The following is a 21,886-nucleotide window of genomic DNA, read 5'->3' as shown; positions in this document are numbered from 1 at the left end:
CCGTGGAGAAGCAGATGACCGACATGAACCTCGTCGTCCTCGACATGGCCGGCACGACCGTCGCCGACGGCGGCCTCGTCGAGCAGGCCTTCACGGCCGCCGCCGAACGCCTCGGCGAAGACCCGGCCACGATGATCGACTACGTCCGCGCCACCATGGGCGAATCCAAGATCTCCGTCTTCCGCCACCTCTTCGGCGGCGACGAGACCCGTGCCCAGCAGGCCAACCTCGCCTTCGAGGCGGCGTACGGAGAGCTGGTCGCCGACGGCCTGATCGCCCCGGTCCCGGGCGCGGCGGAGGCGATCGCCGCCTTCCGCGAAGAGGGCCGGGCGGTCGTCCTCACCACCGGCTTCGCCCGGGTCACCCAGGACGCCATCCTCGACGCCCTCGGCTGGCGGGACCTGGTCGAGCTGACCCTCTGCCCGGCCGACGCGGGCGGCCGGGGGCGCCCGTACCCGGACATGGTCCTCGCCGCCCTCCTCCGTACCGGGGTCGTGGACGACGTCCGCCAGGTCGTGGTCGCCGGCGACACCTCGTACGACATGCTCAGCGGCGTCCGCTCCGGCGCCGGGATCGTCGCGGGCGTCCTCACGGGCGCGCACGACGAGACCGCGCTCAAGGAGCACGGCGCGACGCACGTCCTCGCCTCGGTCGCCGAACTCCCCTCCCTGATAGGGGCGTACGAGGCATGACCAGCGGCATCCGCTTCGACGGCGTCACCGTCACGTACGGGAGCAACACCGTCCTCGACTCCCTCGACCTGACCGTCGAGCCCGGCGAGGTGATGGCTCTCCTCGGGCCCTCCGGCTCCGGCAAGACGACCGCGCTGCGGGCCGTAGCCGGATTCGTCCGGCCGGCCGCCGGGCGGGTGCTCATCGGCGACCGCGACGTCACCGCGCTGCCGCCGTACAAGCGGGGCATCGGCATGGTCGTCCAGCAGTACGCCCTCTTCCCCCACCTCAGGGTGGACGCCAACGTCGCCTTCGGCCTCAAGGCCCAGAAGGTGCCGAAGGGCGAGATCCCGGGGCGGGTCGCGGAGGCCCTGGAGATGACGGGCATGGCGGCCTACGCCCAGCGCTACCCCCGGGAGCTCTCCGGCGGCCAGCAGCAGCGCGTCGCCATCGCCCGCGCGCTCGCCATCCGCCCGAACGTGCTCCTCCTCGACGAACCCCTCTCGGCGCTCGACGCGCAGCTGCGCTCCGGGATGCTCGCCGAACTCGCCCGGCTCCACCGCGAACTCCCGGACGTGTCGATCCTGTACGTCACCCACGACCAGGTCGAGGCGCTGACCCTGGCCGACCGGATCGCCGTCATGGACAAGGCACGGCTCCAGGACTGCGGGACCCCGCAGGAGCTGTACCGGCGTCCCCGTACGGAGTTCACGGCATCGTTCGTCGGCAACGCGAATCTGCTGCCGGTGACGGTGGGGGAGAAGGGGGTCGCCTTCGAGGGCGTCGCCCTCGACGTCCCGGTCTCCGAGGCCGCGCCCGGTGCCACCGCGACCCTCTGCGTACGGCCGCACCTCGTGGGCCTCGGCCCGGGGCCCAACGCACTGAGCGGGCGGATCGCCGAGGTCCAGTGGCGTGGGTCCACGCATCGGCTGTACGTGGAGGTGGGCGGGCATCGGGTGAAGGCGGACGTGCGGGAGCTCAAGGAGACGCCGGCACTCGGCACCGAGGTGTTGCTGCACTTCGCACCGGACGATGCCGTGGTGCTTGCGGCGGGGGTGACCGATGGCTAGTCCCGGCACAGGTCTCAAGGAACGGAACCCGGCACCGGGGGTTGCGCCCACCCGTTCCGCCCCGGCGGAACGCATGCCCACAACGGCGGCAGCGAGCCCCACGTGGCTCTGGGCCCTGCCCCCCGTCGCCGTCCTCGCCCTCGTCTTCCTCTACCCCCTCGCCCTCGTCGTCCAGGAGTCCCTCGCCCCCGGCGCGTACGCCGAGGTCTTCTCCACCACCTCCTTCCGCGAGGCGCTCGTCACCACCGTGTGGCTGGCCGTCGCCGCCACCGTCGGCTGTCTCGTCCTCGGCTTCGTCCTCGCGCTCGTGATCGCGTTCACGCCCTTCCCCGGCGGGAAGGCGGTGTCGAAGTTCATCGACGTCTTCCTCTCCTTCCCGTCCTTCCTGATCACGCTCGCCCTGCTGTTCCTGTACGGCACGGTCGGCATGGCCAACGGGATCTGGACCGACGTCACCGGCGACCCGGCAGGACCCTTCCGGTTCCTCACCACCCCGTGGGGCGTCCTGCTCGCCGAGATCACGTACTTCACCCCGTTCGTGATGCGCCCGCTGCTGGCCGCGTTCTCGCAGATGGAGACCGCCCAGCTGGAGGTGGCGTCCTCGCTCGGCGCCCGGCCGCTGCGGATCGTCCGGCAGGTGATCCTGCCCGAGGCGCTGCCCGCGCTCGCCGCCGGCGGCAGCCTCGTCCTCGTCATGTGCCTCAACGAGTTCGGGATCGTCCTCTTCACCGGCGCCAAGGGCGTCACGACCCTCCCGATGCTCGTCTACAGCAAGGCGATCCTCGAATCCGACTACGCCGCCGCCTGCGTCGTCGCCGTCGTCAACGTCGCGCTCTCGGTCGGCCTCTACGTCCTCTACCGGGGGGTGAGCCGCCGTGCTGGTGCATAGCCGTACGGGCAGGTGGACGGCCTGGGTGCTGTTCGCGGTCCTCTTCGTGCCCCTCTTCGCCCTGCCCCTCCTGGTCATCCTCGCCGCCTCGTTCTCCACCCACTGGTCCGGCGCCTTCCCGTCCGGACCGACGACCGCCCACTACGCGGCGGCCACCCGCGGCGAGTCCCTCCAGGCGCTCACCACCAGCCTGGTCACGGCCGTCACCGCGAGCGTGATCGCGCTGACCGTCGGCACCTGGGCCGCGCTCGCCGCGGCCGCCCTGGGCAAGAAGGGCAAGCGGCTGCTCGACGCCCTGTTCATGCTGCCGGTCGCCGTGCCGTCCGTGGTCGTCGGCCTCGCCGTCCTCGTCGCGTTCTCGCAGCCGCCGATGCTCCTCAACGGCACCCGCTGGATCGTGATCCTCGCGCACACCGTCCTCGTCACGGCGTTCGCCCACCAGTCGGTCTCGGCCGCCATCCGGCGCCTCGACCCGATGTACGAGCAGGCGGCGGCCAGCCTCGGCGCCCGCCCCTCGTACGTCCTGCTCCGGGTGAAGCTCCCGCTCCTGCTGCCGTCCCTGAACGCGGCCGCCGGGCTCTGCTTCGCCCTGTCCATGGGAGAGCTCAGCGCCACGATGATGCTCTACCCGCCCGACTGGACCCCGCTGCCGGTGCTCATCTTCACCGCGACCGACCGGGGCTCCCTGTTCACCGGCTCGGCGCTCGCCGTGGTCCTCATGGCGGCGACCCTGCTGGCCCTGCTGGCCGTCTCCCGCATCCGCACCAAAGCCTCGTACCGCTGACTCCCCCCGAATTGCCAGGAGAGAACAACGTTATGCGTACGTACGCCAAGCCGGTCGCCGCCGTCACCGGCGCCCTCGTCCTCACTGTCACGCTCACCGCCTGCGACGGTTCCTCCGCAGCCTCCGACGAGAAGGTCGTCACCGTCTACAGCGCCGACGGCCTCAAGGGCGAGGCGGGCGACGGCTGGTACGACAAGGTCTTCGCCGACTTCGAGAAGCAGACCGGCATCAAGGTCAAGTACGTCGAGGGCGGCTCCGGCGAGATGGTGCAGCGCGCCCTCCGCGAGAAGTCCAACACCCAGGCCGACGTCCTCGTCACCCTGCCGCCCTTCATCCAGCAGGCCGGCTCCAAGGGCCTGCTCCAGTCGTACCGGCCCCAGGGCGCCGACCAGGTGAACGGCGGCGACAAGTCCGACGACGGCACCTGGACCTCCGTCGTCAACAACTACTTCGGCTTCGTCCACAACAAGAAGGAGCTCCCGGCCGCCCCCAAGACCTGGGAGGAGCTGCTCGGCGCCACGTACAAGGACAAGCTGCAGTACTCCACCCCCGGCGTCGCGGGCGACGGCACCGCCGTCCTCATCAAGGCGATGCACGACTTCGGCGGCAAGGAGCCGGCGATGGAGTACCTGAAGAAGCTCCAGGCCAACAACGTCGGCCCGTCCTCCTCCACCTCCAAGCTCGCCCCCAAGGTGGACAAGGGCGAACTGCTCGTCGCCAACGGCGACGTCCAGATGAACTTCGCCCAGGCCAAGTCCATGCCGAACCTCGGCATCTGGTTCCCGGCGAAGGACGGCGGCAAGCCCACCACCTTCGCCCTGCCGTACGCCGCGGGCCTGGTGAACAAGGCCCCGCACACCGAGAACGGCAAGAAGCTCCTCGACTTCATGCTGAGCGAGGGCGCCCAGCGCGAGGTCAGCGCGATCGGCGGCGGCTTCCCGGCCCGCAAGGACGTCAAGGCCACCGACGCCAACGCCATCGAACTGGCCAAGCTGATGGAGGGCGTCGAGGTCTTCGAGCCGGACTGGGCCGACATCGACAAGAACCTCGCGGCGTACGTCGACGCGTGGAAGTCCGCGACCGGAAGCTAAGAGTTCACCGTACGCCCTCTGGAAAGCCTCCGAATATCGCGGAAAGATAACGGGTACGGACCAACGCCCCTGAGAAATCAGGGGCGTTGGCGTGTGTCCGTACCCCCATCGACCCCCTCACGGAGGACTCCGACATGCCGACCACCGGCATCTCCCGCATCTCCCGCCGCACCGTGCTCGCCGCCGCCGGTGCCACCGCGGCCGTCGCCGCCACCGGGCTGGCCGCCGCTCCCGCCGCCCAGGCCGCCGGCACCGCCCCGACGCTCCCGAACGGCACCAGCAAGGACAAGGTGCTGTTCGTCGGCATGGACGGCCTGCGGTACGACCGGATCGACGCCGCCAAGGCCCCCACCCTCAAGTCCCTGATGGCGAACGGCACCTACGGCCGCTCCCTGCTCTACGCCAACCCGATGGCCGCCACCTCCTCCGGCCCCGGCTGGTCGACGATCTCCACCGGCGTCTGGCCCGACAAGCACGGCGTGAAGGACAACACCTTCACCGGCAAGAACTACGGCCGGTACCCCGGTCTCCTCGCCCGTCTGAACCAGGTCCGCCCCGAGCTCTCGCTGTTCGCCGCCGTCGACTGGCCCGAACTCGACACCCACGGCACGGTGACCCCCGGCGCCGACGCCAAGCTCGTCTACAACAACGACTACGCCGTCAACGACCTCCTCATCACCGACATCACCGAGGACGTCCTGCGCAACCAGAACCCCGACGTCCTCTTCGTCTACTTCGGCGAGACCGACGAGATCGGCCACACCTACGGCGCCGCCAGCCAGAAGTACCTCGACGCCATCGACGTCCAGGACGGCTACCTCGGCCGGCTCCTCGCGGCGATCCAGGCCCGCCCCTCGTACGCCACCGAGCGCTGGACGGTGATCGTCGCCACCGACCACGGCCACACCGACGCCGGCGGCCACGGCGGCTCCAGCATCGAGGAGCGGCGCACCTTCGTCCTCGCCCAGGGCCCCGGCATCGCCGCCGGCGCCCGCCCCATCGACACCCGGCTCGTCGACGTCGCCGCCACCGTCTTCCAGCAGCTCGGCATCGTCCCCGACCCGTCCTGGGGCCTCGACGGCAAGCCGATCCAGCAGCGGTCCACCGACCCCTTCGACGCCCTCTACCCGTCCCTCTCCGGCCGCGTCGACGAGACCGGCATCCCCAACGGGATCCTCGGCTTCACGCACACCGCGCCCAGCGGCTGGTCCGTCATCAACAACGCCATGGGCACCGGCGGCATGACCGAGTGGCGCGGCTGGTCCTTCGCCACGGACGAGTTCTGGTCCCGCACCCAGCGCGACCAGTCCCGCGAGCTCAACGTCCGCGCCCGGGGCGTGTTCGCCGTCGCCGACTCCGACGAGTGGGCCGACAAGTCCTTCTCCGGTACGTACGACTCGACCCTGGTCACGCCCGCGTACAGCGTCTCCGGCGCGAGCACCGTCACCCTCGACTTCACGACCTTCTACCGCCAGGAGGCGCCGCAGACCGCCCAGATCCTGGCGAGCTTCAACGGCGGCACCCCGACGCTCGTCAAGAGCTACACGGCCGACGTCGTCTCCCAGCCCCAGTCCCTCACCGTCGCCGTCCCGGCCGGCGCCTCCAGCGTGAGCTTCCGCTTCCGCTACACCGGCTCCAACAACTGGTACTGGACGATCGACGGGGTCAAGATCAGCACATCCTGACTACCCTGGGGGCGTCGCCACAGCGCTGTCGCGGCGCCCCCAGCACACCGCACGTCTTGTACGGCAGGAGTCCCGCACCCATGGCAGAGCGCAAGCCGATCGAATCCTGGCTGACCGACATGGACGGCGTCCTCATCCACGAGGGCGTGCCGATCCCCGGCGCCGACGCGTTCATCAAGAAGCTGCGGGAGACCGGGAAGCCGTTCCTGGTCCTCACCAACAACTCGATCTACACGGCCCGCGACCTGCACGCCCGCCTCGCCCGCATGGGCCTCGAAGTCCCCGTCGAGAACATCTGGACCTCGGCCCTCGCCACCGCCAAGTTCCTCGACGACCAGCGCCCCGGCGGCACCGCGTACGTCATCGGCGAGGCCGGTCTCACCACCGCCCTCCACGACATCGGCTACGTCCTCACCGACCACGACCCGGACTACGTGGTGCTCGGCGAGACCCGTACGTACTCCTTCGAGGCGATGACCAAGGCCGTCCGCCTCATCAACGCCGGCGCCCGCTTCATCTGCACCAACCCCGACGAGACCGGCCCCTCCCTGGAGGGCCCGCTCCCGGCCACCGGCTCCGTCGCCGCCCTCATCACGAAGGCCACCGGCAAGGAGCCGTACTTCGCCGGCAAGCCGAACCCGCTCATGATGCGCACCGGCCTCAACGCGATCGGCGCCCACTCCGAGTCCAGCGCGATGATCGGCGACCGGATGGACACCGACATCCTGGCCGGTCTGGAGGCCGGCATGCAGACCTTCCTGGTCCTGACCGGTCTGACCACGCAGGCGGAGATCGACCGCTTCCCGTTCCGCCCGTCGAAGATCGTCCAGTCCATCGCGGACATCGTCGACCGCGTGTAAGGGGCACGGCGTCCGTCCCCTGCGGATGCGAGAAGCGCGGATCCGGGTGACCCTGCCAGTATCAGGAGGTCACGATGCGTTCAGGTCCCATTGCTCTCCGTGCCGCAGGGGCGGCCGTGGTGCTCGTACTGGCACAGGCGGCCGGTGGCGCGTACGCCCACGACGGGGTGAAGGCCACCGTCACCCCGTCCACCGCCTCGCCCGGCGCCGACGTCGACGTCCGCGTCCAGGGCTGCAAGGGCACGACCGGCGCCGCCAGGTCCACGGCGTTCGTCGCCGACGCGGAGCTGACCGGACGGGACGGCGGCGGCAACCCGCTGTTCGGCGACACCACCCTCCGCTCGGGCCTCCGGGACGGCACGTACAAGGTCAGCGTGACCTGCGACGGCCACGACCACCGGGACGTCGGCACCGTGCAGGTCCGGCACCACCAGGAGCCCACCCACCGGCCCACGCACCACGCCACCCCGGTGGCCCCGGTCCGCGCCGGCGGGGGAGGCACCGCCGCCTTCGCGGCCCCCGTGGCCCCCGGCGTCGCCCAGACCACCTCCGAGAGCGGCCTCGGCACCCCGTACACCCTGCTCGGCCTCGGCATGGCCGCGATCGCCGCCGTGGCGGTCGCCTTCCGCAGCTCGCGCCGCCGCACCGACACCGGCGGCGACGGCGGGTGACCGTGCCGTCCGGAACCCGCCCGGCGGGCACCGGGCGCCTCGTCACCGGCGTGGCCTGGGCGGTCCTGCTGTCCGGGCTCTGGCTCTGGGGCCGCGAGGCCACCGAGGGACCCGGCGGCAGCTCCGCACCGACCACCGGCGACATCGCCGCGGTCGGCCGCCCCCTCGGCGAGCCGCTGCCCCCGGCCCGCGACCCGCTGCCGCCCCTCGAACCCCGGCGGATCGACATCCCCTCCCTGGGCATCAGCGCGCCCGTCGTGGCGCGCGGCCTGGACGCCACGGGCGCCATCGACCCACCGCCCTTCGAGATGCCGCACACCGTGGGCTGGTTCGGTTCCGGCACCCGGCCGGGCGCGGCCGGCGCGGCCCTCCTCGTCGGCCACGTCGACACCGAGACCCGCCGGGCCGTCTTCTACGGCCTGAGCGCGGCCCGCCCCGGCGCGAAGGTCCGCATCACCCGGACGGACGGATCGGTCGCCGAGTTCACCGTCGACGACGTCCAGGTCTTCCCGCGGGACGACTTCGACGCGACCAGGGTCTACGGCGCCCGCGACCCCCACCGCGCAGAGCTGCGCCTGATCACCTGCGGCGGCACCTTCGACCGGGCGGCGGGAACGTACACGGCGAACGTGGTGGTGTCGGCGTACCTGACGGGCAAGGGCTGAGCGATCCCTGCCTGCCTGCCTGCCTGCCTGCCTGCCTCCCTGCCGGCCGAACCGGGCCGCGGTCGGCGGGGCGCGTCCCGGGCCGCCGCCGACCGGGCCGGTCCTCGACCGCGGGGCTCACGGGCCGCGGGAGGAGCCCGGTGCCGCCGCGGGAGGTCGGGGTTCCGCACACTGTAGAGGCCCTGCCCTCGCCCGGCCCAGGGGTACGGCGTAACTGGCCGACGACGCACGGTAGTTGGAGCAGAAAGCCCGGAGAAAGACCAAGGCCCCTCACCATCGGTGAGGGGCCTTGACTCTGCGTGCGCCGCCAGGGACTCGAACCCCGGACCCGCTGATTAAGAGTCAGCTGCTCTAACCAACTGAGCTAGCGGCGCCTGCTGACAAAGAGAACTCTACCTGACGTGAGGGGGTGCTCCCGACCGATACCGGTCGCCTCCGGCCTGTCGGATGGTCGTATCAGGCCTTCGATCCGTCAAAATGCGATTTGTCCAGACAGTTGAGACACTGACGCCCGAAACGAGGGCAAAAAAGATCTTGACGAGTGTGGAGGGGAATCGCATGAGCGTGCCGGTCTTCGAGGAGTTCGAACCCGCAGCCGACTGCGGCTGCCCGGGCTGCGCCCGGCAGCGGCGTGACCTCGCCCTGGGCCTGCCCGTCCGCGCGGGCGGCCACCCGGCGGCGCACGGCGCCCGCCGCGCGCTGGTCCTGGTGACGGCGGCGGGGGTGGTCCTGGGTGGGGGAGGGGCCGGGGTGGCGACGGCCCTCACGGGCCCGGGCCCCCAGACCCCGGCGGACGGGGCGTCGGCGGACGGGGAGGTCCCGGCGGTCCCGGTGGACGCGGACCCGGCGGTCCTGCGCGGGCCGGCGACGCCCGGGTCCCCCGGCACGTCCTGGCCGGGGGCCGACACCCCGCAGGGCGGACGCGGGCCGCTGCACGGCGGCGCGCCGGGACCGGGCTCGGCCCCGGCGCCCGACGCCGTCCCGACGACCAGTCAGATCTCGACGGAGACGCTGCGGCCGACGACGCGCGCGGAGATCATCAACCGGGCCAAGACCTGGGTCTCGGCGCAGGTCCCGTACTCGATGGAGCAATACTGGTCGGACGGGTACCGCCAGGACTGCTCCGGCTACATCTCGATGGCCTGGAACCTGCGCAGCAACGAGTGGACCGGAAGCCTCGACCGCTTCGCCGTACGGATCGACCGCACGGAGCTCCAGCCCGGCGACATCCTGCTCTTCCACAACCCGGCGAACCCGACCCGCGGCTCGCACGTCACGATCTTCGGCGGCTGGACCGACTACACGCACACCTCCTACCTCGCCTACGAGCAGACGAAGCCGCGCACGCGGAAGCAGCCGACGCCGATGGCGTACTGGGAGAACTCCGACCGGTACGTGGCCTACCGCTACAAGGGCGTGGTGAGCGGCGGCACCGGCGGCGGGCCGGAGTCCACGGAGGCGGCGCCGTACCCGGGATCGGGGATGTTCGGCCCGGGCGCGAACAACGCGTACGTCACCCAGCTCGGGAAGCTCCTCGTCGAGCGCGGCGGCAAGAAGTTCTACAGCCAGGGGCCCGGTCCGAGGTGGGGCGACGCGGACCGCAGGGCGACCCAGGCGTTCCAGCTCGCGCAGGGCTGGAAGGGCAAGGACGCGGACGGCCTTCCCGGCCCGCAGACCTGGCGGCTCCTCGTGACCGGCGGGGGCAAGGACATCGGCGGTTCGAGTGGTTCGGCCGGTCCGAGCACGAATGCGACGGGGTTTCCCGGGCGTGGCTACTTCCGTCCGGGGCAATCCAACGCATATGTGGAGAAGCTGGGCAAACAACTGGTGAAGCGGGGCTTCGGCAAGCACTACCTGTCGGGACCCGGTCCGCGCTGGACGGAGGCGGACCGCCGCAACGTCGAGGCGTTCCAGCGGGCACAGGGCTGGCGCGGCGCAGCGGCCGACGGCTACCCGGGCCCGGAGACCTGGCGGCGTTTGTTCCGATGACCCCGAGAGCATGAGGTGGACCCGAATGACGGCATCGACCCCGAACCCCGCGGACTCCGGCGCGGCGGCCTCGCGTGACGCGGCCCGCACGGCCAGACGCCTGACGGACGGCACCCTCCCCCGCACGTCCCCACCGACGCCGGAACCCGACCGGGCGTCGGCGGTGTCCGGTACGGAGCCGGCGACCCCGGCGCGCGAGGCGGCGGACGCGCCCGCGGAGACCTCGGCGGTGTCCGCCTCCGGCGCGGAGGGAGTCGGCGCGGATGTGCCCGCGTCGGGGCAGACGGGACCGGCCGCGGCCGGCCTCCTGCCCGGTGCGGCACCGGTGGCCGGGGCGGGAGCTGAGGCCGGTGCGGTGTCGGGTACCGCGGGGGTGGGGGTACGTCCGGGAGCGGTGTCCGGTACGGAGCCGGTGACCCGGCCGGGGGTCGCGGCGGGCACGTCGGCGGTGCCCGCGGCGGCTTCCGTGCCCGGTGCGGCGCCGATGCCCCGGCCGGGGGTCGCGGCGGGCACGTCGGCGGTGCCCGCGGCGGGTTCCGTGTCCGGTGCGGCGCCGGTGACCCCGGTGCGTTCGGCGGCGGGTGCGCCGGGGCCGGCCTCGGCGGTGCCCGGGTCCGGGACCGCTTCCGACGGTCCCGTGTCAGGTGCGGCACCGCTGACCCCGGCGGGGGCTCGCGCGGGTGCGCCGGGGACGGCCCCGGTGGCGTCCTCGGCCGGGAGTCCCTCCGCAGGTCCCGTGTCCGGTACGGCACCGGCGCCCCCGACTGTGGCCGCGCCCTCCGCGTCCGGGACCGCCTCCGCCGGTTCCGTCTCCGGTGCGGCGCCGGTCGCCCCGGCAAAGGCCGTGTCCGGTGGGCCTGCGCCTTCGTCCCCGGCGGGGCCCGCAGGAGGGTCGGCGGCAGCCGCCATGCCCGGCCCCTCGGCGGGGTCCGGCTCCGGTGCGGCGCCGGGTGGTTCCGATACCGGTACGGCCCCGGGCCGGCCGGCCGGGCCCCGGTCCGGTGCGTCGGCGGGGGCCCCGGCCCCGGACGGCGACGGCGCGCTCGACTTCCAGCGGATCCGTGGCGCGCGGGTCGCCTCCGTCGCGGTGCCCGTCGCCGGTGTCGTGCGGGTCGCGCGGCGGAAGAACGTGATCGGGACCGAGACCACCGGCTCCATCCCGGTGCACCTGCTCTTCCGGGACGAGCCGGGGAGCCCCGTCGCGGCGGACGAGGGCGACGGGGGGCCCGACACCATCGCGATGGCCGCGCCCACCCCGCCCCCGGCGCCCGCCCGCCGGGCCGCCATCCCCGCCCCGTCGAAGGTCCAGGCCCCGGCCGGGCCCGACCCGCAGTCCCTGGGCGGGCCGAAGGCCAAGGCCCAGCCGAAGGCGCGGTCCGGGACACAGCCCAGGCCTCAGCCCAAGCCCCGGCCCACGTCCGGCTCCCGTCCCGCCCCCACCGCCGATCCCGCCCTCGTCGAGCGGCCGGGGCCGGTGCTGCCCGGCTGGGTGGGCGTGGTCGTCGGCGTCCTCGCGGTCGCCTGGTGCGCGGGGGTCGTGTGGTGGGCCGGGGCGGTGCCCGCCGAGGCGGCGCGGATGCTGCGGCTGCCGGCCCGCCCGTACCACGGCATCCATCTCGGACTGTGGGGCCTGCTGGCCCTGGGTGTGGTGCTCGCCCTCTTCTCGCTGGGCGGTCTCGGCCGCGGCCGGGTCGGCTACGCCTATGTGCTGACCCTGTTCGGCGACTACCGCGGCACGGTCCGCCGTACGGGTCTGCTGTGGGTCAGCCCGCTGCTGCTGCGCCGCCGGGTGGACGTCCGGCTGCGGCACTGGCGCAGTGAGCCGCTGTCGGCGGTGGACGCGAAGGGCACCGCGCTCGACGTGACCGTCCTGGTGGTGTGGCGGGTGCGGGACACGGTCCGGGCGTCGCTCGGGGTCGACGGGCACGAGGACTATCTGCGGGAGCAGGTGGAGGCGGCGATGGCCCGGGTGCTCTCTCAGCTGCCGGCGGACGCGTTCCACGAGGACGCGCCGACCCTGCGGGACGCGGAGGCGGTCGGCGAGGCCCTGACGCGGATGCTGTCGGCGGAGTGCGCCCCGGTCGGCGTGGACGTGTTCTCGGCGCAGCCGACGCGCATCGAGTACGCGCCGGAGGTGGCGGCGGCGATGCGCCGGCGCCGGATCGCGGCGATCGACGCGAAGCACCGGGACAGCGTGCTGACCTCGGTGGTGGACGCGGTGGACGACGTGGTCCACCGGCTGACCAGTCGTGGTCTGGTGGAGCTGGACGACTACGAGCGCAAGGCGCTGGTCAAGGACCTGACGGTGGCGTTCTACACGGGCAGGACGGGCCCGGTGGAGGGTGCGTGACGGGGATGGACATGTTCAACTTCCCTCCCTACCTTGATACTTGGTCCAGACCAAAATGCACGTGAAGCAGTACCCCGTACGCGCGCGCACGGCCCCAAGGAACTCCCCACGTTCTCCAGGAGCGACAGCATGCGCAACAAGGCACTCGGGGCGGCGGTGGTGGCTCTCGGCATCGCCGGGGCCACCGTCCTCGCCACCGGCACCGCCGGCAGTCACGGCTACACCGACGCGCCGATCAGCCGTCAGAAGCTCTGTGCCAACCGGACCGTGAGCAACTGCGGCGACATCCAGTGGGAGCCGCAGTCGGTCGAGGGGCTCAAGGGCTTCCCGGCTGCGGGCCCCGCCGACGGGAAGATCTGCGCCGGCGGGAACTCCCGCTTCGCGCAGCTCGACGACCCCCGTGGCGGCGCCTGGCCGACGACACGGCTGGTGGCCGGGCAGAGCTACACCTTCCGGTGGCAGTTCACCGCCCGCCACGCCACCACGGACTTCCGCTACTACATCACCAAGAACGGCTGGACCGGGTCCAAGGCGCTGACCCGCGCGGACCTCGACCCCCAGCCGTTCCTGACCATCCCGTACAACAACCAGCAGCCGCCGTCGACGCTCTCGCACTCCGGGACGGTCCCGGCGGGCAAGACGGGCCGGCACCTGATCCTGGCGGTGTGGACGGTCGCGGACACCGCGAACGCCTTCTACGCCTGCTCGGACGTCTCGTTCTGACCGTTCAGTTCTGATGGGACGTCAGTTACAGTCCGGCCCATGAGGAGCGCGGACACCGTCGCGGAGCTCGTACGGCGCCAATGGGGCGACCACCGGACCGGCCTGAGGGACGAGCACCACACCCTCACCCACCACCAGGTCGCCGCGGGCGCCGCCGCGCGGGCCGCACTGCTCGTGGACCTGATGCCACCCGTGCCGGGGGGCGAGCCGCACCTCGGCATCCTGCTCGACAACACGCCGGAGTACCCGCTCTGGCTCAGCGCGGCGGCCCTCGCGGGGGCCGCCGTCGCCGGGATCAACCCCACCCGGCGCGGCGCCGAACTCGCCCGCGACATCCGGCACACCGCCTGCCGGGTCCTGGTCACCCAGCGCGCCCACCTGCCGCTCCTGGACGGGCTCGCGCTGCCGGGCGTACGGATCCTGGTCACCGACACCGAGGCGTACGGGGAACTCCTCGCCCCGTACGAGGGCGCCCGGCCGGGGGACGCCACCCTCGGCCCCGTACGCCCCGACAGCCGCTTCCTGCTCTCCTTCACCTCCGGTTCGACGGGCGCGCCGAAGGCGGCCCTGTGCAGCCAGGGGCGCCTGACCGCGGCGGGCGCGTCACTCGTCTCCCACTTCGGGGTCGGGCGGGACGACGTCCACTACATCTGCATGCCGATGTTCCACGGGAACGCCGTGATCGCCGACTGGGCGCCGGCCCTGGTCGCCGGGGCGGGGGTGGCGCTGCGGGCCCGCTTCTCGGCCTCCCGCTTCCTTCCCGACGTACGCCGCTTCGGCGCCACGTACTTCACGTACGTGGGCCGCGCCGTCCAGTACCTCCTCGCCACCCCGCCCGGCCCCGACGACCGCGCGCACCGGCTGCGGCTCGGCTTCGGCACGGAGGCGGGGGCGGTGGACGCGGCCCGCTTCCGGGAACGCTTCGGGGTCCCGCTGGTGGAGGGGTACGGCTCCTCGGAGGGCGGCGCGGCGATCCAGCGGACCCCGGACACGCCGACGGGCGCGATCGGCCGGGCGGCACCGGGAGACGACCTGGCGGTCATCTCCTCCGAGACGGGGGAGGAATGCGCCCCGGCCCGCTTCTCGTCCACCGGCCGGCTCCTCAACGCGAGCGAGGCGGTCGGTGAACTGGTCAACCGGGGCCGGTCGCCCTTCGAGGGCTACTGGCGCAACCCGGAGGCGGAGGCGGCGCGGCTGCGCGGCGGCTGGTACTGGACGGGCGACCTGTTCTACCGGGACGCGGACGGCTTCCTGTACTTCGCGGGCCGTACGGACGACCGGCTGCGGGTCGACAGCGAGAACCTGGCGGCGGCGATGATCGAACACATCCTGGCGCGCTGGGAGCGGGTGGCGGGGGTCGCGGTCTACGCGATACCGGACCCGGTGGCGGGCGACCAGGTGATGGCGGCGCTGGCCCTCCGGGAGGGCGAGGTGTTCGACCCGTCGGCCTTCGGGGCCTTCTTGTCCGCCCAGGCGGACCTGGGCACGAAGATGCCGCCGCGCTTCGTCCGGGTGATGGAGGAACTGCCCCTCACGGCCACGAACAAGATCCACCGGGTGGCCCTCCGGCGGGCCGCCTTCCACTGCGAGGACCCGGTGTGGTGGCGTCCGGCGCCGGGGGCGGCGTACGAGCCCCTGACCCCGGAGCAGACGAAGACCCTCCAGGAGACCTACACCCACCACGCCCGCCCCGTGCTGTGACCCCGCCCACGCCCGTGTGCACGTCGCCCACCGCCGTGTGGGCCCACGCCCGGGTGGACGTCGCCCACGCGCCCGTGTGGGCAATCGTCCCGCAGGGCGGGACGGGTGGGCACACGGGACGGCGCGCCCAGCGGCGCCTCCGCGTTCCGAGCCTGGACCCGCACCCGATGCGCGGCGCACGACGTGGTGCGGGTTCAGGCGCGTAAGCCTCTGGCGCCGGCAAGGCGCCGTTCCGTTGTGCCCACCCGTTCCGCCCCGGCGGAACGCATGCCCACAACGGGGTGGGTGGGCACCGCCCCTGCGGAGCGACCGCCCGCAACGGGGTGGGCACCGCCCCGGCGGAGCGACCGCCCACAACGGGGCGCCTCCCCGGTAGGTCCAGCCATACCGCTCGCACGCCCGGTAGCGCCCTGGTCCCCCCACCGCCCCCGCCCTACCGTTGGCCCCCATGGACCCCCGTACCTCCTGGCAGGCCCTCACCCGCCCCCGTTTCCTCCTCGGACCCTGGCCCTGGCGGGCCGTCGGGTATCTCGCGTCCGGCGGGGCCCTCGGGGCCGCGGCCGGATTCGTGTTCCTGGTGCTCGGGGTGTTCTCCCTGTTCCTCGTCGGGCTGCCGCTGCTCCTGCTCTCCGGCATCGCCCTCGGGCGGATCGAGCGCCTCCGGACGAGGATCGTCGACCTCGACCCCCTCCCCGACCCGCACCGCGTCCCCGCCGCCCCCGGCCTCGCCGCCTGGTTCCGGACCCGGGCGGCGGAGCAGGCCACCTGGCGGGAGTTCGCGTACGCCCTGCTGCTCGCCACCGTCCTGTGGCCGCTCGACCTCCTCGCCCTCGCCGTCGGCATCGGCCTGCCCCTCGCGCTCCTCAGCGCCCCCTTCCAGCTGGCCGCGGACGGCCACGAGGCCAAGGTCGTCAAGGCGTACCTGGTCAGCTCGTATCCGGAGGCCCTCGCCGCCGCCCTCCTCGGCGCCGTCCTCCTCGTCGCCCTCGCCTACCCGCTGGCCGCCGTCGCCGGTGCCCGCGCCGCCCTGGCCCGGGCCGTGCTCACTCCCCGCGAGAGCGAGCGGGAGGACGGCATCGGTGAGGTCATCGCCTCCCGCGCCCGGCTCGTCGACGCCTTCGAGGCCGAGCGGCGACGCATCGAGCGCGATCTGCACGACGGGGCCCAGCAGCGCCTCGTCGCCCTCACCATGACCCTGGGCCTGGCCCGCCTCGACGCCCTGCCGGGCGGCCCGCTCGCCGAGCAGTTGGCGAAGGCCCACGCGGAGGCCGGGCAGGTCCTCACCGAGCTGCGGGAGCTGATCCACGGCATCCACCCCCAGGTCCTCGCCGACTACGGGCTCGGCCCGGCGCTCGCCGACGCCGCCGACCGCTCCGCCGTCCCCGTCGACACCGACGCCGACGCGCTGCCCCGGCTGCCCCGCGCCGTCGAGAGTGCCGCGTACTTCACCGGCTGCGAGGCCCTCGCCAACATCGGCAAGCACAGCGGCGCCCGCCGGGCGCGGCTCACCGCCCGGCACAGGAACGGCGTCCTGCGGCTCGACGTCGAGGACGACGGTCGCGGGGGCGCCGACCCGGCCCGCGGCTCGGGCCTCACCGGACTCGCCGACCGGATCGCCGTCCTCGATGGCACACTGACGATCATGAGCCCGCCGGGCGGGCCGACCCTCCTGCGAGTGGAGATCCCGTGTCCCGCACTGTCCGAAAGCTCCGCGTCGTCCTCGCCGAGGACAGCGTCCTCCTCCGGGAAGGGCTGATCGGCCTCCTCGCCCGCTTCGGACACGAGGTCGTCGCCGCCGTCGGTGACGCCGACGGCCTGCGCGAGGCGGTCGCCGCCCACGACCCGGACGTCGTCGTGACGGACGTACGGATGCCGCCCGGTTTCCAGGACGAGGGCCTGCGCGCGGCGGTCGCGCTCCGTGCCGAGCGGCCGGCCCTGCCGGTCCTGGTCCTCAGCCAGTACGTGCAGCGCAGCTACGCCGCCGATCTCCTCGACGCGGGCGACGGCACCGGCGTCGGCTATCTCCTGAAGGACCGGGTCGGGCAGGTGGAGGAGTTCGCGGACGCCCTGGCCCGGGTCGCGGACGGCGGCACGGTCGTCGATCCGGAGGTCGTACGGCAGCTGTTCCGCCGGCACCGGGACCCCCTGGAGGCGCTGACCCCGCGCGAGCGGGAGGTCCTGGGCCTGGTCGCGGAGGGCCATTCCAACGGGGCGATCGCCCGCCGTCTCGTCGTGACGGAGGCCGCCGTCGGCAAGCACATCGGCAACATCCTGGCGAAGCTGGACCTGCCCCCGGCCGAGGACACCCACCGCCGGGTCCTGGCTGTCCTGACCTACCTCAGGGCATGAGGGCACGACCCATACAAGAAGGCCCCCCACCGAAGTGAGGGGCCTTCTCTGTCTGTGCGCCGCCAGGGACTCGAACCCCGGACCCGCTGATTAAGAGTCAGCTGCTCTAACCAACTGAGCTAGCGGCGCCTGCTGACAGAGAAAATACTACCTGGTCCCGAGGGGTGCTTCCGACCACCCCGCCGGGACCCCTCTCCGGGCGCCTCAGATCGCCAGCGACAGCACCACCGGAGCGGCTCGCCGGTTCAGCGTGTCGGCCGCCGCGCGCAGCCGGTGGGCGTGCTCGATCGGCAGGGAGAGCGCCAGGCAGCCCACGGCCGAGCCCGCCGTCAGCGGGACGGCCGCGCAGACCGTGCCCACCGCGTACTCCTGGAGGTCGAGCACGGGGACGGTGGCCGGCTGGCTGTCGAGCTTGGAGAAGAGGATCCGCTCACTGGTGATCGTCCGGGAGGTCAGCCGGGCGATCTTGTGCCGGGAGAGATGGTCCCGGCGGCCGTTCTGGTCGAGCTGGGTGAGGAGACACTTGCCGACCGCGCTGGCGTGCGCGGCCGAACGGAAGTCCACCCACTCGTTGACCTTGGGCGTGCGCGGGCCGTCGGCGAACTGGGTGATCTTCACCTCGCCGTCGATGTACCGGCTGATGTAGACCGCCGCGCCGACGGAGTCGCGGAGCTCGGTCAGGGTCTCCTGGAGCTTGGCCTCCAGGGCTTCGCGGCGGGTCAGGCCGGAGCCGAGGAGGACGAGGGAGTCCCCGATCACGTACGCGCCGTCGGCGACCTGCTCGACGTACCCCTCGCGGCGGAGCATGAGGAGCAGTGAGGACAGGTGGGCGACGGGCAGGCCGGTCTCGCGCGCGATCTGGACGTCTGTCACTCCGCCACCGTGCCGTGAGACCGTCTCGAGGACGCGAAGGGCGTACTGCACCGAGTGGAACGGCGCGGTGGGCTCGGGCTTCAGCGCCACGGTTTCCCCCTACCAGGTTGTGACCGCAAGCTTTCGTACCACGATAGCCGCCAAGGACCGTTTACGGGGCGGCTGTTGGCGAGAATGATGCGGAGGTCCGGGCCTCTGGGCTGGGCTTCGCCACTCTGGCATATGCCCACGTCATGGGTGGTGCGCAGAGCCTCAGGTCAGGGGCGTGCGCCGGGGTGCCCGGCGTCGGTGTTCGGCCATCGGGCGGGGGGAGAAATTTTCGCCGCGCGGAGGGCGGAATAAGCGGAGACACCCTCCTGTTACGGCATGGATGTATCTGTACGTGTGCCGAGGAGGGCTCCGACGGTGACCGACGCTATTCGAGGAGAGGCGCGGGGGACCGCGCCCGTACCGCTGTCCGTACTGGACCTGGTGACCGTCGGCAGCGGGCGGACCGCGACCCAGGCGCTCGCCACCAGCGTCGAGCTGAGCCGGCTCGCCGAGCGGCGCGGCTTCCACCGGCACTGGGTGGCCGAGCACCACTCCATGCCCGGGGTCGCCTCCTCCTCCCCGGCCGTGATCCTCGCCCACCTCGCGGCGCACACCCGCCGCATCCGGCTCGGCTCGGGCGGCGTCATGCTGCCCAACCACGCCCCGCTCGTCGTGGCCGAGCAGTTCGGCACCCTGGAGGCCTTCGCGCCGGGCCGGATCGACCTCGGTCTCGGCCGCGCGCCCGGCACCGACGGGGCCACGGCCGCCGCCCTGCGCCGCAGCGACACGCTCGACGAAGGCGCCGACGACTTTCCCGAGCAGCTGGCCGAGCTGACCCGGTTCCTGGACGACGACTTCCCGGACGGGCATCCGTACGCCCGGATCCACGCCGTGCCGGGACCGGTGCAGGGCCCGAAGGGACGCCCGCCGGTCTGGCTGCTCGGCTCCTCCGGCTTCAGCGCCCGCCTCGCGGGCCTGCTCGGGCTGCCCTTCGCCTTCGCCCATCACTTCTCGGCCAGGAACACGATCCCGGCGCTCGACCTCTACCGGGACTCGTTCCGGCCCTCGGAGGTCCTCGACGCCCCGTACGCGATGATCGGCGTCTCGGCCTTCGCCGCCGAGGAGGCGGCCCAGGCCCGCCGCCAGGTCCTCGCCGGCGCGCTCGCGATGCTGCGGCTGCGGACCGGGCGGCCCGGTCTGGTGCCGACGCCCGAGGAGGCGGAGGCGTACGGATTCAGCCCCGCCGAGCGGGAGTTCGTGGACGGCTGGCTCGCGAACATCGTGTACGGCACCCCGGACGAGGTCCGTACCGGCCTGGACGACCTGCGGAAGCGGACGGGCGCGGACGAGCTGATGATCACGGCCAACGGGCACGGCGGCGCGGAGCGGGTGCGGAGCTACGAGCTGATCGCCGACGCGTACGAGCTTCCGGATCTCGGGGACCTCCCTGAGGTTCCCGCCCTGTGAAACCCTGATTTCGAGGGCCGGTTGGTTCACTCCCGAACGAACCACCGGCCTCGCCCTAAGCGAACCTTAAACCGCTCGTCACCGATGGTGGCGGGCGGTTCCGTTTTGTGCTTCACGGCTCTGACAAGGGCTTTCTCCACCAAATTGGTCTAGTCCTCAATCTGGTTCAGACCATTGACGCGCTGTTCATGCGGCGGATATCACTGCTCCAACTTCCGTACCGCCACCCCCTCTCGGAGGCAGCACGTGCACCCCCGTAAGCCCTTGATCGCCGCGCTTCTCAGCTCGGCCCTCGCCGCCGGCGCCCTCGCCGCCACGGCCGGCCTCGGTTCCGCCCAGGCCGCCGAGACCACCACCACCGCCTCCACGGGCGGCGTGAAGATCGCGTACTACGACCAGTGGAGCGTCTACGGGAACGCCTTCTACCCCAAGCACCTCGACGAGCGGGGGATCGCGGCCGACCTGGACGTCATCAACTACTCGTTCGGCAACATCCACCCCACCGACCTCACCTGTTTCGAGGCCAACAAGGCCGCGGGCGACGACAACAACCCCAACGCGGGTGACGGAGCCGGCGACTCGTACGCCGACTACCAGAAGTCCTTCTCCGCGGCGGACAGCGTCGACGGCGTCGCCGACAAGTGGGACCAGCCGATCGTGGGCGTCTTCAACCAGTTCAAGGAGCTGAAGGCGAAGCACCCCAAGCTGAAGATCAACATCTCGATCGGCGGCTGGAGCTACTCCAAGTACTTCTCGGACGCGGCCAAGACCGACGCGAGCCGCAAGAAGTTCGTCGCCTCCTGCGTCAAGCAGTACATCCAGGGCGACCTGCCCGTCGAGGGCGGCTTCGGCGGCCCCGGCACCGCGGCCGGCATCTTCGACGGCATCGACATCGACTGGGAGTACCCCGGCTCGGCCGACGGCCACCTCGGCAACCACTACGCCCCCGAGGACAAGCAGAACTTCACGCTCCTGCTCGCCGAGTTCCGCAAGCAGCTCGACGAGTACGGCGCGGCCCACGGCGGCAAGAAGTACCTCCTGACCGCCGCGCTCCCGGCCGGCCAGGACAAGATCAAGAACATCGAGACGGACAAGATCGGCGCGTACCTCGACTACGCGAACATCATGACGTACGACATGCACGGCGCCTGGGACGGCGACGGGCCGACGTACCACCAGTCCCCGCTGTACTCCGGTACGAACGACCCGACCGACGTCATCAAGCCGGGCACCGAGAAGTACTCGATCGACAACGCCATCGACTCCTGGATCGACGGCAAGCCCGCCTACGGCATCACCGGCGGCTTCCCGGCGAACAAGCTGACCCTCGGCTACGAGTTCTACTACCGCGGCTGGAAGGGCGTCCCCGCCGGGACCACCAACGGCCTCGCGCAGACGGCCACCGGCGGCTCCAACGCCCGCCCGCTGAGCCAGGCGGCCGGCATCGCGTACTACAAGGAGCTCGGCGGCATCGTCGACAACGCGGCCGGCACCTTCTGGGACGACCAGGCCAAGTCCGCGTACTTCTACAAGGACGGCGAGTTCTTCACCGGCCTGGACAAGCGCACCATCCAGGCCCGCGCCGACTACGCCCACCAGCGCGGTCTCGCCGGCGCGATGATGTACTCGCTCCTCGGCCTCGACGCCAACGCGACCCTCTTCAAGGACATCGTGACGGCGGTCGGTTCGTCCCCGACGAGCCCGACCACCCCGCCCACGACCCCGCCGACGACGCCGCCCACGACCCCGCCGACCACCACCCCGCCCACGACCCCGCCGACGACGCCGCCCACCGGCTGCACCGCCCCGGCGTACGTGGCCGGCACCGTCTACACCGGCGGCAGCCTCGTCTCCCACAAGGGCCACACCTGGAAGGCCCAGTGGTGGACCCAGAACGAGGAGCCGGGCACGACCGGCGAGTGGGGCGTCTGGAAGGACCAGGGCGCCTGCTGATCCACCGCTCTGCATGAACCACTGCCCCCGCCCGGTATGTCCCTCCGGCCGGGGGCAGTTCCATG

18 protein-coding genes and 2 tRNA genes are annotated in these 21,886 nt (G+C 72.5%); 17 read left to right on the top strand and 3 right to left on the bottom strand.

From position 1 onward, the window contains the following. Positions 1–14: 14 nt before the first annotated feature. The 9 genes from AB5J54_RS15055 (at position 15) to AB5J54_RS15015 (ending at position 8,386) form a co-directional block, all read left to right on the top strand. Positions 15–692 (top strand): phosphonatase-like hydrolase, encoded by a 678-nt coding sequence (locus AB5J54_RS15055; protein WP_369144431.1) that lies wholly within the window; start codon positions 15–17, stop codon positions 690–692. After that, positions 689–1,741, top strand: coding sequence for an ABC transporter ATP-binding protein (locus AB5J54_RS15050; RefSeq protein ID WP_369144430.1), 1,053 nt, complete (start codon positions 689–691; stop codon positions 1,739–1,741). The genes AB5J54_RS15055 and AB5J54_RS15050 overlap by 4 nt, the downstream gene beginning before the upstream one ends. Positions 1,742–1,814: 73 nt before the next feature. Further along, positions 1,815–2,630, top strand: a complete 816-nt coding sequence (locus tag AB5J54_RS15045; protein ID WP_369144429.1) for a 2-aminoethylphosphonate ABC transporter permease subunit — start codon at positions 1,815–1,817, stop codon at positions 2,628–2,630. Further along, positions 2,617–3,414, top strand: coding sequence for an ABC transporter permease (locus AB5J54_RS15040; protein WP_369144428.1), 798 nt, complete (start codon positions 2,617–2,619; stop codon positions 3,412–3,414). Before AB5J54_RS15045 ends, AB5J54_RS15040 begins: the two co-directional genes overlap by 14 nt. 32 nt (positions 3,415–3,446) lie before the next feature. Further along, positions 3,447–4,505, top strand: coding sequence for a 2-aminoethylphosphonate ABC transporter substrate-binding protein (locus tag AB5J54_RS15035; protein ID WP_369144427.1), 1,059 nt, complete (start codon positions 3,447–3,449; stop codon positions 4,503–4,505). A gap of 134 nt (positions 4,506–4,639) precedes the next feature. Further along, the gene (locus AB5J54_RS15030) at positions 4,640–6,190 is read left to right on the top strand and encodes an alkaline phosphatase family protein (protein ID WP_369144426.1); all 1,551 of its coding nucleotides are present in this window, start codon (positions 4,640–4,642) and stop codon (positions 6,188–6,190) included. Between the two features lie 80 nt (positions 6,191–6,270). Continuing rightward, positions 6,271–7,050: an HAD-IIA family hydrolase gene (locus AB5J54_RS15025; RefSeq protein ID WP_123452652.1), complete on the top strand. Its 780-nt coding sequence runs from the start codon at positions 6,271–6,273 to the stop codon at positions 7,048–7,050. 116 nt (positions 7,051–7,166) lie between these two features. Next, positions 7,167–7,721, top strand: a complete 555-nt coding sequence (locus AB5J54_RS15020) for a hypothetical protein (RefSeq protein ID WP_369144425.1) — start codon at positions 7,167–7,169, stop codon at positions 7,719–7,721. A 2-nt stretch (positions 7,722–7,723) separates the two neighbouring features. After that, a complete protein-coding gene (locus tag AB5J54_RS15015) occupies positions 7,724–8,386 on the top strand; it encodes a class F sortase (RefSeq protein ID WP_369144424.1) in 663 nt (220 codons plus the stop codon). A gap of 300 nt (positions 8,387–8,686) precedes the next feature. Here AB5J54_RS15015 and AB5J54_RS15010 read toward each other — a convergent pair. Further along, positions 8,687–8,760 (bottom strand) — tRNA-Lys (locus tag AB5J54_RS15010). 184 nt (positions 8,761–8,944) lie between these two features. On the opposite strand from AB5J54_RS15010, the gene AB5J54_RS15005 reads away from it, so the two are divergent. From AB5J54_RS15005 to AB5J54_RS14980, 6 genes are all read left to right on the top strand, one after another. Beyond that, a complete protein-coding gene (locus tag AB5J54_RS15005; protein ID WP_369144423.1) occupies positions 8,945–10,375 on the top strand; it encodes a peptidoglycan-binding protein in 1,431 nt (476 codons plus the stop codon). A gap of 907 nt (positions 10,376–11,282) precedes the next feature. Then, positions 11,283–12,725 (top strand): SPFH domain-containing protein, encoded by a 1,443-nt coding sequence (locus AB5J54_RS15000; RefSeq protein WP_369144422.1) that lies wholly within the window; start codon positions 11,283–11,285, stop codon positions 12,723–12,725. Positions 12,726–12,854: 129 nt separating this feature from the next. Continuing rightward, complete coding sequence (locus AB5J54_RS14995; RefSeq protein WP_369144421.1) at positions 12,855–13,448, top strand: lytic polysaccharide monooxygenase; 594 nt, start codon at positions 12,855–12,857, stop codon at positions 13,446–13,448. 39 nt (positions 13,449–13,487) lie between these two features. Continuing rightward, on the top strand, positions 13,488–15,149 hold the full coding sequence (locus AB5J54_RS14990) for a long-chain-fatty-acid--CoA ligase (protein WP_369144420.1): 1,662 nt from the start codon (positions 13,488–13,490) through the stop codon (positions 15,147–15,149). Between the two features lie 448 nt (positions 15,150–15,597). Continuing rightward, entirely contained in the window at positions 15,598–16,905 is a 1,308-nt protein-coding gene (locus AB5J54_RS14985) for a sensor domain-containing protein (RefSeq protein ID WP_369144418.1), read from the top strand. Next, complete coding sequence (locus AB5J54_RS14980) at positions 16,836–17,498, top strand: response regulator (RefSeq protein WP_369144417.1); 663 nt, start codon at positions 16,836–16,838, stop codon at positions 17,496–17,498. Before AB5J54_RS14985 ends, AB5J54_RS14980 begins: the two co-directional genes overlap by 70 nt. Before the next feature lie 55 nt (positions 17,499–17,553). Here the strand turns inward: AB5J54_RS14980 and AB5J54_RS14975 are convergent. Together AB5J54_RS14975 and AB5J54_RS14970 are read right to left on the bottom strand one after the other, a co-directional pair. Continuing rightward, a tRNA-Lys gene (locus tag AB5J54_RS14975) sits at positions 17,554–17,627 on the bottom strand. A 75-nt stretch (positions 17,628–17,702) separates the two neighbouring features. Then, on the bottom strand, positions 17,703–18,461 hold the full coding sequence (locus AB5J54_RS14970) for an IclR family transcriptional regulator (RefSeq protein ID WP_017237127.1): 759 nt from the start codon (positions 18,459–18,461) through the stop codon (positions 17,703–17,705). A 315-nt stretch (positions 18,462–18,776) separates the two neighbouring features. On the opposite strand from AB5J54_RS14970, the gene AB5J54_RS14965 reads away from it, so the two are divergent. Beyond that, the gene (locus AB5J54_RS14965) at positions 18,777–19,868 is read left to right on the top strand and encodes an LLM class flavin-dependent oxidoreductase (RefSeq protein ID WP_369144416.1); all 1,092 of its coding nucleotides are present in this window, start codon (positions 18,777–18,779) and stop codon (positions 19,866–19,868) included. Positions 19,869–20,114: 246 nt separating this feature from the next. After that, a complete protein-coding gene (locus AB5J54_RS14960; protein ID WP_369144415.1) occupies positions 20,115–21,821 on the top strand; it encodes a glycosyl hydrolase family 18 protein in 1,707 nt (568 codons plus the stop codon). Positions 21,822–21,886: the final 65 nt, after the last annotated feature.

Origin of the sequence: Streptomyces sp. R44 (assembly GCF_041053105.1) — a bacterium.
Classification (GTDB): Bacteria; Actinomycetota; Actinomycetes; order Streptomycetales; family Streptomycetaceae; genus Streptomyces.
Note: the sequence above shows the minus strand (reverse complement) of the source record. Positions and strands in the feature narration are given on the sequence as shown.